At 66.0% G+C, this 10,345-nt stretch carries 8 protein-coding genes; 7 read left to right on the forward strand and 1 reads right to left on the reverse strand.

Going from position 1 to position 10,345, the window contains the following annotated elements:
* Positions 1-157: 157 nt before the first annotated feature.
* Genes P5705_RS20780 through P5705_RS20795 form a run of 4 tightly spaced genes read left to right on the forward strand, consistent with a single transcriptional unit; the run spans position 158 to position 5,275 of the window.
* Entirely contained in the window at positions 158-643 is a 486-nt protein-coding gene (locus tag P5705_RS20780) for a formate dehydrogenase subunit gamma (protein ID WP_277462789.1), read from the forward strand.
* The gene (locus P5705_RS20785) at positions 637-2,190 is read left to right on the forward strand and encodes an NADH-ubiquinone oxidoreductase-F iron-sulfur binding region domain-containing protein (protein ID WP_277462790.1); all 1,554 of its coding nucleotides are present in this window, start codon (positions 637-639) and stop codon (positions 2,188-2,190) included. The genes P5705_RS20780 and P5705_RS20785 overlap by 7 nt, the downstream gene beginning before the upstream one ends.
* Positions 2,187-5,066, forward strand: coding sequence for a formate dehydrogenase subunit alpha (gene fdhF, locus P5705_RS20790; RefSeq protein WP_277462791.1), 2,880 nt, complete (start codon positions 2,187-2,189; stop codon positions 5,064-5,066). Before P5705_RS20785 ends, fdhF begins: the two co-directional genes overlap by 4 nt.
* Positions 5,063-5,275 (forward strand): formate dehydrogenase subunit delta, encoded by a 213-nt coding sequence (locus P5705_RS20795; protein WP_277462792.1) that lies wholly within the window; start codon positions 5,063-5,065, stop codon positions 5,273-5,275. The genes fdhF and P5705_RS20795 overlap by 4 nt, the downstream gene beginning before the upstream one ends.
* Positions 5,276-5,487: 212 nt before the next feature.
* Here P5705_RS20795 and P5705_RS20800 read toward each other — a convergent pair whose 3' ends face one another.
* Positions 5,488-5,907, reverse strand: a complete 420-nt coding sequence (locus tag P5705_RS20800) for a GNAT family N-acetyltransferase (RefSeq protein WP_277462793.1) — start codon at positions 5,905-5,907, stop codon at positions 5,488-5,490.
* Positions 5,908-6,121: 214 nt separating this feature from the next.
* Between P5705_RS20800 and P5705_RS20805 the strand changes: the two genes are divergently transcribed.
* From P5705_RS20805 to P5705_RS20815, 3 genes are all read left to right on the forward strand, one after another.
* A complete protein-coding gene (locus P5705_RS20805) occupies positions 6,122-7,939 on the forward strand; it encodes an ABC transporter ATP-binding protein/permease (RefSeq protein WP_277462794.1) in 1,818 nt (605 codons plus the stop codon).
* Positions 7,940-8,397: 458 nt separating this feature from the next.
* Positions 8,398-9,105 carry a response regulator gene (locus tag P5705_RS20810; protein ID WP_277462796.1) on the forward strand — a complete coding sequence of 236 codons (708 nt, stop codon included), beginning with the start codon at positions 8,398-8,400 and terminating at the stop codon, positions 9,103-9,105.
* Positions 9,106-10,345 (forward strand): ATP-binding protein (locus tag P5705_RS20815; protein ID WP_277462795.1); only part of this gene is annotated, 1,240 nt, incomplete at its 3' end.

A 10,345-nucleotide genomic window follows, 5' to 3' on the forward strand; every position in this document is an offset into this window, starting at 1 on the left:
CTCAGGATGCCCACGGACCGAGTGCGCCAAGACACCCGGCCACGGACAAGGAGGGCGCCCGCCCCACGTTACCGTGACGTGGCCGACGCGCCGCAGCTGAACACCGCCGGACACCTGCCCGCCACTCGGGCCGCTCCGGGCTGACGAGGTTTGCTGTATGCCTGACGAGTCGAACCACCTGCCCCTGATCCAGCGCGTCCTGGCGCGCGAAAAGCACACCCCCGGCGCCTTGCTGCCGATCCTCCACGCCATCCAGGCCGGCATCGGCCATATCCCGGATGCCGCCGTCGGCGAAATCGCCCATGCCCTGAACCTCAGCCTGGCCGAGGTGCGCGGGGTGATCAGCTTCTATCACGATTTCCGCACCACGCCACCGGCCCGTCACACCTTGCGTTTGTGCCGTGCCGAGTCATGCCAGAGCCGCGGCGCCGAGGCACTGGCCGCGCAGTTGCGCGAGCAACTGGGGCTGGATGACCACGGCACCAGCGAGGACGGTGCGCTGAGCCTGCGACCGGTGTATTGCCTGGGGGCCTGCGCCTGCTCACCGGCCCTGGAACTCGATGGCCAGTTGCATGCCCGGGTCACGCCGGAGCGCCTGCGGGCGCTGGTCGCCGGCTGCCGCGAGGAGGTGAAGGCATGCTGAACCTGTGCATTTCCTGCGATTCCGTGGCCCGCGCGGTCGGTGCGGACGCCGTGGCCGACGCCCTGGTGCTAGAAGCCGAACGCCGCCAGGTGCCGTTGCGCATCAAGCGCACCAGTGCCCGTGGCCTGTACTGGCTGGAGCCGTTGCTGGAGCTGGAAACCGAAGCGGGCCGCCTGGGCTTAGGGCGGGTCACCGTCGAGGACGTTCCTGGCCTGCTTGACGCGTTGGCCAGCGACCCTGGCAGCCATGCGCTGGCGCTGGGGCCGGTGGAGCAGATCCCTTACCTCAAGACCCAGCAACGCCTGCTGTTCGCCCGTGCCGGCATCACCCGGCCATTGTCGCTGGACGACTACCACGCCAACGGCGGCTTCGAGGGGCTGCGCCAGGCCACGCTGATGGAGGGCGACGAAGTGGTCGCCGCCGTGCTCGATTCGGGGCTGCGCGGGCGTGGCGGCGCGGCCTTCCCGGCGGGCATCAAGTGGCGCACCGTGCGCCAGGCCCAGGCGGCGCGCAAGTATGTGGTGTGCAATGCCGACGAGGGCGATTCCGGCACTTTCGCCGACCGCATGCTGATGGAGGGCGACCCGTTCCTGCTGATCGAAGGCATGATCATCGCCGGGCTGGCGGTGGGCGCCAGCCATGGCTACATCTATGTGCGCTCGGAATACCCGGACGCCATCCGTGTGCTGAACGAAGCCATCCTGCTGGCCCGCGAAGCGGGCTATCTGGATGTCGCCGGCAACGGCCTGGCCTTCCACCTGGAGGTGCGGGTGGGGGCGGGGGCCTACATCTGCGGCGAGGAAACCGCGCTGCTCGAGTCGATCGAGGGCAAGCGTGGCATCGTCCGGGCCAAGCCACCGCTGCCCGCGCTGGAAGGACTGTTTGGTCAACCGACCCTGGTGCACAACGTGCTCACCCTGGCCTCGGTGCCGATCATCCTGGCCAAGGGGGCTGCCTTCTACCGTGATTTCGGCATAGGGCGTTCGTTGGGGACCTTGCCATTCCAACTGGCCGGCAATGTCCTTCGCGGTGGGCTGGTGGAGCGTGCGTTTGGCCTGACCTTGCGCGAGCTGGTGGAGGGTTACGGCGGTGGTACTGCCAGTGGCCGGCCGCTCAAGGCGGCGCAGGTCGGCGGCCCGCTGGGTGCCTGGGTGCCGCCCGCGCAGTTCGACACGCCGTTGGACTACGAAGCGTTCGCCGCGATGGGCGCGATGCTCGGCCACGGTGGCGTGGCGGTGGCCGACGACACCCTGGACATGGCCGGCATGGCCCGATTCGCCCTGCAGTTCTGCGCCGAGGAGTCCTGCGGCAAGTGCACCCCGTGCCGGATCGGCTCGACCCGTGGCGTGGAGGTGATCGACAGGTTGATCGCCAGCACCGACCCGGCCTATCGACAAAGCCAGGCCGGACTGCTGCGCGACCTGTGCGACACGATGCAGTACGGCTCGTTGTGCGCCATGGGCGGGATGACCCCCTATCCGGTGGTCAGCGCCCTCGAACACTTCCCCGCCGATTTTGGTCTGGCCACTGCGGAGGCTGAGCGATGATCCACTACTTCGACCCCAGCAACGACATCGACCTGGGCACCCCCGCGCGCGCCAGCGAGACGCAGGTCAGCCTGTCCATCGACGGCCGGGCGATCAGCGTGCCGGCCGGCATCTCGGTGATGCGCGCCGCCGCGCTGCTTGGCACCACGATCCCGAAACTGTGCGCCACCGACAGCCTCGAAGCCTTCGGTTCATGCCGCATGTGCATGGTCGAGATCGACGGCATGCGCGGTTATCCGGCGTCCTGCACCACGCCGGTCAGCGAAGGCATGGTGGTCCGCACGCAGACCCCGCGCCTGGCCGACCTGCGGCGCAACGTGATGGAGCTGTATATCTCCGATCACCCGCTGGATTGCCTCACCTGTTCGGCCAACGGCAACTGCGAGCTGCAGACCGTCGCCGGCCAGGTCGGCCTGCGCGAGGTGCGTTATGGCTACGAGGGCGCCAACCATCTGACCGAACAGAAGGATGTGTCCAACCCGTACTTCGACTACGAGCCCAGCAAATGCATCGTCTGCAACCGCTGCGTGCGTGCCTGCGAGGAGATCCAGGGCACCTTTGCCCTGACCATCACCGGGCGTGGCTTCGAGTCGCGGGTGGTGGCGGCGGGCGGCGACGACTTCCTCGCTTCTGAATGCGTGTCGTGCGGTGCCTGCGTGCAGGCATGCCCCACCGCCACCTTGAGCGAAAAGAGCCTGGTGCAGATGGGCCAGCCCGAACGCGCAGTGATCACCACCTGCGCCTACTGCGGCGTGGGCTGCTCGTTCCGCGCCGAAATGAAAGGCGACCAGCTGGTGCGCATGGTCCCGGACAAGCAGGGCGGCGCCAACCATGGCCACGCCTGCGTCAAGGGCCGCTTCGCCTGGGGCTATGCGACCCACCCGGACCGCATCACCAAACCGATGATCCGCAAGCGCTTGCAAGACCCCTGGCAAGAGGTCAGCTGGGATGAAGCGGTAACCTACGCCGCCAGCGAGTTCCGGCGCATCCAGCTCAAGTACGGGCGCGACTCCATCGGTGGTATCACTTCCAGCCGTTGCACCAACGAAGAGGCGTACCTGGTCCAGAAACTGGTGCGCACGGCCTTTGGCAACAACAACGTCGACACCTGCGCACGCGTCTGCCACTCACCCACCGGCTATGGCTTGAAGCAGACCCTGGGCGAGTCCGCCGGTACCCAGAGCTTCGACTCGGTGATGCAAGCCGACGTGGTGCTGGTGATCGGCGCCAACCCCACCGACGCCCACCCGGTATTTGGCTCGCAACTCAAGCGCCGCCTGCGCCAGGGCGCGCGGTTGATCGTCATCGACCCGCGGCGCATCGACCTGGTCGACTCGCCCCATGCCCGCGCCGAACTGCACCTGCAGCTGCGCCCGGGCACCAACGTGGCCATGCTCAACGCCCTGGCCCATGTGATCGTCACCGAAGGCCTGCTCGACCAGCGTTTCATCGACGCCCGCTGCGAAACCGAAGACTTCGCCCGCTGGCGCGACTTCGTCGCCCATGCCGACAACGCCCCCGAAGTGCTTGGCCCAGTGTGCGGCGTGCCCGCCGAGCAGATCCGCGCCGCCGCCTGGCTGTACGCCACCGGCGGCAACGCGGCGATCTACTACGGCCTGGGCGTCACCGAGCACAGCCAGGGCAGTACGGCGGTGATGGGCATCGCCAACCTGGCCATGGCCACCGGCAATATCGGCCGCGAAGGAGTAGGGGTGAACCCGCTGCGCGGGCAGAACAACGTGCAGGGCTCGTGCGACATGGGCTCGTTCCCCCATGAGCTGCCCGGCTACCGGCATATTTCCAACGAAAACGTGCGCGCCGAGTTCGAGCAGGCCTGGGGCGTGACCTTGCAACCCGACCCGGGCCTGCGCATTCCCAACATGTTCGAGGCGGCGCTGGACGGCAGCTTCAAGGCGCTGTACTGCCAGGGCGAGGACATCGCCCAGAGCGACCCCAACACCCAGCACGTCACCGCCGCCTTGCTGGCCATGGAGTGCGTGGTGGTGCAGGACATCTTCCTCAACGAGACGGCCAAGTTCGCCCATGTGTTCCTGCCGGGCAGCTCGTTCCTGGAGAAGGACGGTACCTTCACCAACGCCGAGCGGCGTATCTCGCGCGTGCGCAAGGTGATGGAGCCGCTGGCCGGCAAGGCCGACTGGGAGGCGACCGTGGCCCTGGCCGGCGCCTTGGGCTACGCCATGGACTACCAGCACCCGTCGCAGATCATGGACGAGATCGCCCGCCTGACCCCGACGTTCCGCCGGGTCAGCTACGCCGAGCTCGACCGCCACGGCAGCCTGCAATGGCCATGCAACGACGCCGCGCCCGATGGCACGCCGACCATGCACATCGACCAGTTCGTGCGCGGCAAGGGGCGCTTCATGCTCACCGGCTACGTACCCACCGACGAGAAGGTCAATACCCGCTACCCACTTCTGCTGACCACTGGACGCATCCTCAGCCAGTACAACGTCGGCGCGCAGACGCGGCGCACCGGCAATATTGCCTGGCACGACGAGGACCGCCTGGAAATCCATCCCACCGACGCCGAAAGCCGGGGCATCAGCGAGGGTGACTGGGTTGGTATCGGTAGTCGCTCGGGGCAAAGCGTGCTGCGCGCCAAGGTCAGTGGTCGGGTGGCGCCGGGGGTGGTGTACACCACCTTCCACTTCCCCGAGTCCGGCGCCAACGTGATCACCACCGACAACTCCGACTGGGCCACCAACTGCCCGGAATACAAGGTCACCGCAGTGGAGGTGGTGAAGGTGTTCCAGCCGTCGGAATGGCAGAAGCGCTACCAGAGCTTCAGTGACGAGCAGCGGCGCTTGCTCAAGGAGCGGCGTCAGGCCGAGGCGAAGGAGGAGGTGCGCCGATGAGCAACGACAACCTGGTGAAGATGGCCAACCAGATCGCTCACTACTTCGACAGCGAGCCGGATCATGCGAAGGCGGTGCAGGGTGTGCGTCAGCACCTGCAGAGCTTCTGGACGCCGGCGATGCGCCGGCATTTGAGCGAGCGGTTGCAGGCCGAGGGAGGCGAGGGGTTGGATGTGTTGGTGCGCGAGGCGCTTCAGCCGGTGGTTTGATTGCCTTGCAGGGTGTTCGCCATTCACGCCTGCCCCTGTAGGAGCGGCCTTGTGCCGCGAAAGGGCCGCAAAGCGGCCCCGGCGATCTTTCTTCGACAGTGAAATCCTGGGCCGCTACGCAGCCCTTTCGTGGCACAAGGCCGCTCCTACAGGGGGTGCGTAAGGCTGAAGGGAGTGGGTTTTGTCCCGCGATAGGGCGCTAGAATTCCGGCTCAATCGCATCGCCAGAAATAGACTTGCTCCGGGTCCCCTTCGTCGAGGTGCTCGACAACCCCGCTCTCGACAAACCCCTGGCGCGCCAGCAGCCGGCGCATCGGCGCGTTGGAGCGATTGGTCGAGGTGAACAGTTTCTGCCCCCTGCATTCGGCCTGTATGCGAGCCACCAGCGCTACCCCCAGCCCGCTGCGCCGATGGTTTTCGCCAACCATCAGCATCTCGATGAACGCACAGCCGAAAAAGTGCCGGTGCATCACCGTATACGCGGCTACCGCGCCGCCAACCTCGGCTATCAGGCAAAGGTACTGCCCGATCCAGGCGGCGATCTGTCCAGCGCGCCGCGGATCTTGGCGGGCAACGCTGTCGATGGCGATCAGGGCCGGGAGGTCCTTGGGTTCGGCAAGGCGAATGTGCATGGTTCGGCTCTTGGCTGGAGATTTTGCAATTATTGGCGTGCAAGGCTCATGGTTGTATCTGCGGAACGTCGGCGATGTTGCTGGCACTACTCCTGTAGGAGCCGGCTTGCCGGCGAAGCGGCCGGAACAGGCAAAGATGAAATGTCCGTCATGAATGCAAGGGTGATTCTGTGCCAATGCTACGCTCGCGGAAATACCTCGACGGACATCCACCATGGACATGAACTGGCACCAGGCCCTGCAAGAGAGCCTGAGCTGGCTGGCAATCGCCTCTTTGATCACCCTCGTCGGCTTCACCACCGCTGCCGCACTGGCCGTGCGCTGTACCCGTTGGGGCAGCCAGTTCTGGCAGCTCGCCGGCCCCTATTTCAGTTTCAGGCGCAGCTGGCGACCGTTGCTGGCCTTCGCCCTGCTGCTGGCGCTGACGCTGTTCTCGGTGCGCCTGAACGTGCTGTTCTCGTTCTGGTACAACGGCTTCTACAGCGCCCTGCAGGGGTTGGACCAGACCGCCTTCTGGTACCTGCTCGGGGTGTTCGCGGTGCTGGCCACCATCCATGTGCTGCGTTCGCTGTTCACCTTCTACGTGACCCAGGCCTTCAACATCCACTGGCGAGTGTGGCTGACCGAACGCCTGAGCGCCGACTGGATGCGCGGCGACGCCTACTACCGCGGGCAGTTCCTTGCGGAACCGGTGGACAACCCCGACCAGCGTATCGAGCTGGACATCAACGCCTTCGTCTCCGGCTCTGTGGGCCTGGCACTGGGGGCGGTGAGCGCGCTGGTCTCGCTGGTGGCCTTTACCGGTATTCTCTGGGGCCTGTCGGCGCCGTTGACGGTGGCCGGCATCGAAGTGCCACGGGCGATGGTGTTCGCCGTGTATGTCTATGTGCTGATCGCCACTTGGATCGCCTTCCGCCTCGGCAAGCCGCTGATCCGCCTTAATTTCCTCAACGAGAAACTCACCGCCAACTTCCGTTACGCGCTGATGCGCTTGCGCGAGAACGCCGAGAACATTGCCTTCTACCAAGGTGGGCAGGTGGAGCGCGGCACCTTGCTGACGCGCTTCTTCGCCCTGATCGGCAATGCCTGGGCGCTGGTGTTCCGGAACCTGAAGTTCAGCGGCTTCAACCTGGGCATCAGCCAGGTCGCCGTGGTGTTCCCGTTCATCCTCCAGGCACCGCGTTTCTTCAGCGGCGCGATCAAGCTCGGCGATGTGATGCAGACCTCCCAGGCTTTCGGCCAGGTGCAGGATTCGCTGTCGTTCTTCCGTGAGTCCTACGACACCTTCGCCCAGTACCGCGCAACCCTCGACCGTCTGACCGGCTTCCTCGATGCCAACCAGCAGGCCAGCGCCTTGCCCCGGGTGTTCAGTGAAGACCAGCCGCATGCCCTTGATATCAGCGGGCTGCAGGTGATGCGCCCCGATGGCCATGCCCTGATCGCCGACCTCGACCTGAGCCTGCAGGCCGGCCAGGCCCTGCTGATCAAGGGGCCGTCGGGCAGTGGCAAGACCACATTGCTGCGTGCCCTGGCGGGGCTGTGGCCCTATGCCGAGGGCGAGGTGCGACGGCCCATGGGCAAGCAGGCGCTGTTCCTGTCCCAGCGCCCATACCTGCCCCTGGGTGACCTGCGCACCGCCATCGCCTACCCGGCGGACGCCACGCCCGCGGATGATGCGCGCATGCAGCAGGCCCTGCGCCAGGTCAACCTGGCGCACCTGGCCGAGCGCCTGGATACCCCCAACGACTGGGCGCATATCCTCTCGGTGGGCGAGCAGCAGCGCCTGGCGTTCGCCCGGGTGCTGTTCAACCAGCCGCAGGTGGTGTTCCTCGATGAGTCCACCTCGGCGATGGATGAGGGGTTGGAGCACGCGCTGTATTCACTGCTGCGCACGGAGATGCCGGCGACATTGCTGGTCAGTGTCGGCCATCGTAGTACGTTGTCCGGGTTCCATACGCACCGCCTGGATGTGGACGGGCAGGGGGGGTGGTCGCTGCTGGAGCAGCAACCTGCGGTCGGGACGCCTGCCTGACCCCGCGTTGTCGGTGTTCGCCAGCAAGGCTGGCTCCTACGGGTGTGGCGAGGTCAACCGATCCCTCGTAGGAGCCGGCTTGCCGGCGAACCAAACGATACGCTGAATGGCACCGTCAACACCGGTGATCGCGGGGCACGCCCGCTCCCACGGCATTCTGTCGAATCCAAGAATTACATTTTGCCATCGGGGCTGCCTTGTGCCGCGAAAGGGCGCAAGGTACACCGCTGGATGGCTCGGTTATCACCGCGCACGGCAAGGAGGTATGGGCGTTCCAGGCGACGGCCGAGCAGCAGGTGGATAGCCAGTTGTTTGCCGGCAATGGCAGCGGCAGCTTCGGGCCCATCGGCGGGTGGCGGGTGAGGGGTTGTACGGAAGTCGCCAAGCGCCGACATGGTAGTGACACTGGCCTGAAGGCATAATGCGTGGCTCTGTACTAAGGACTGGAACGCGTGATGATGGAAGGCTCTGGGCCAGGCAAGGTGCTGTTGGTGGAAGACGACGAGAAGCTCTCGGGGCTGATCGCGCATTTCCTGTCGCAACATGGTTTCGAGGTGCGCGAGGTTCACCGCGGCGATCTGGCACGGCAGGCCTTTGTCGAGTTCCAGCCATCGATGGTGGTACTCGACCTGATGCTGCCCGGGCAGGACGGCTTGCAGGTATGCCGGGAAATCCGCGCGCTCAGCGATACGCCGATCGTGATCCTCACGGCGCGCGAGGACGACCTGGACCATATCCTCGGCCTTGAATCGGGGGCCGACGACTACGTGATCAAACCGATCAAGCCACCTGTGTTGCTGGCCCGCCTGCGTGCGTTGCAGCGGCGTCATGTGCCGCAGGCCAGCCCGGGCGGCGCGCTGCTGTTCGGCGAGCTGAAGATCGACCCGGTGTGCCGCGAAGTGACGCTGGAGGGCGAGGTGCTCGAGTTCACCACCATGGAGTTCGACCTGCTCCAGCTGCTGGCCGACAACGCCGGGGTGATCCTGTCCCGCGATGACATCCTCAACAAGATGCGCGGCATCGACTTCGACGGCATGAACCGCAGCGTCGATGTGTATATCAGCAAGCTGCGCAACAAACTCAATGACACGCCGCGCGAGCCGGTGCGGATCAAGACCGTGTGGGGCAAGGGCTACCTGTTCAACCCGTTCGCCTGGGAGCGCTAGATGCTGCGCCTGTTTCTGGGCCTGTACCTGATACTGGCGGTGGGGCTGGTGCTGGCGTTGCAGGCCGTCGAGCATACGCTCGACGCGCTGCTCGCCCCGCAGATGGAGGCCGCCAGCCGCGAAACCTTCCGTGGCACGGTGCACGCACTGGTCTCGCAGTTGCGCGACGTACAGGGCGAACAACGCGCCCAGCGCCTGGCGCGTCTGCGCCCCGACTATGGCCTGGGCCTGGAGCTGGTGCGACGTGACCAGTTGGCGCTGAGCGAGCGTGAAAATGCGCAGTTGGCCCAAGGCCAGCTGGTGCTGCGCGAGCAGTACACGCAGCTGTTCAGCCGCATCGATGACGGCGAGCAACTGCTGAGCGTCAAGCTGCCCCGCGAACCCAATTTCATGCCGGTCTACATCATCACGGCCTACCTGATGCTGGCGCTGCTGCTGGGGGTGGTGCTGTTCTTCTGGGTGCGCCCGCACTGGCGGGACCTGGAGAAGCTGCGCATGGCCGCCCAGCGCTTCGGCGACAACGATCTGTCGGCGCGGGTGCGCATGCCGCGGCGTTCGAGCATCAGCGACGTGGCAGGGCATTTCGACCTGATGGCGGCGCGTATCGAGGGGTTGATCGCCAACCAGCGCGAGCTGACCAACGCGGTATCACACGAGTTGCGCACGCCCATCGCGCGCCTGAACTTCGAACTCGATCAACTCAGGAAACAACAGGACCCGGTCAAGGCACGTCAGTTGATCAGCGACATGTATGCCGACCTGGGCGAGTTGGAAGACATGGTGTCCGAGTTACTCACCTACGCCAGCCTGGAGCACGGCGCGACCGCCATCAGCCTGCAACCGATCGAGGCCGGCAGCTGGCTGGACAGCGTGGTCGCCAGCGTGACCCTGGAGGCCGAGGCCAATGGTGTTGAGATTCACCTGGCGCCGAGCCCGGTCGAGACGTTCAGTATCGAACCGCGGTTCATGGCCAGGGCGGTGATCAATTTGCTGCGCAACGCGATCCGCTACGCCGAAGGGCACATCCACGTTTCGCTGTCGTGCAGTGACGGCCAGTACCAGCTGCAGGTCGACGATGACGGGCCGGGGGTGCCGGTGGCGGGACGTGACCGGATCTTCGAGCCCTTTTCGCGGCTCGACGGCAGCCGCGACCGGCGCACCGGTGGCTTCGGCCTGGGGCTGGCCTTGGTGCGGCGGGTGGCGCAGTCCCATGGCGGGGAGGCACAGGTGGGGGATGCGG

The sequence above is a fragment of the Pseudomonas entomophila genome (genome assembly GCF_029478665.1).
In the GTDB taxonomy this organism is placed as follows: Bacteria; Pseudomonadota; Gammaproteobacteria; order Pseudomonadales; family Pseudomonadaceae; genus Aquipseudomonas; species Aquipseudomonas entomophila_F.

What these genes read in the sequence shown, in the direction of transcription:
- fdhF (WP_277462791.1), top strand. Translation starts at nt 2,187, where the DNA reads ATGATCCACTACTTCGACCCCAGCAACGACATCGACCTGGGCACCCCC.
- P5705_RS20805 (WP_277462794.1), top strand. Translation starts at nt 6,122, where the DNA reads ATGGACATGAACTGGCACCAGGCCCTGCAAGAGAGCCTGAGCTGGCTG.
- P5705_RS20785 (WP_277462790.1), top strand. Translation starts at nt 637, where the DNA reads ATGCTGAACCTGTGCATTTCCTGCGATTCCGTGGCCCGCGCGGTCGGT.
- P5705_RS20780 (WP_277462789.1), top strand. Translation starts at nt 158, where the DNA reads ATGCCTGACGAGTCGAACCACCTGCCCCTGATCCAGCGCGTCCTGGCG.
- P5705_RS20795 (WP_277462792.1), top strand. Translation starts at nt 5,063, where the DNA reads ATGAGCAACGACAACCTGGTGAAGATGGCCAACCAGATCGCTCACTAC.
- P5705_RS20800 (WP_277462793.1), bottom strand. Translation starts at nt 5,907, where the DNA reads ATGCACATTCGCCTTGCCGAACCCAAGGACCTCCCGGCCCTGATCGCC.
- P5705_RS20810 (WP_277462796.1), top strand. Translation starts at nt 8,398, where the DNA reads ATGGAAGGCTCTGGGCCAGGCAAGGTGCTGTTGGTGGAAGACGACGAG.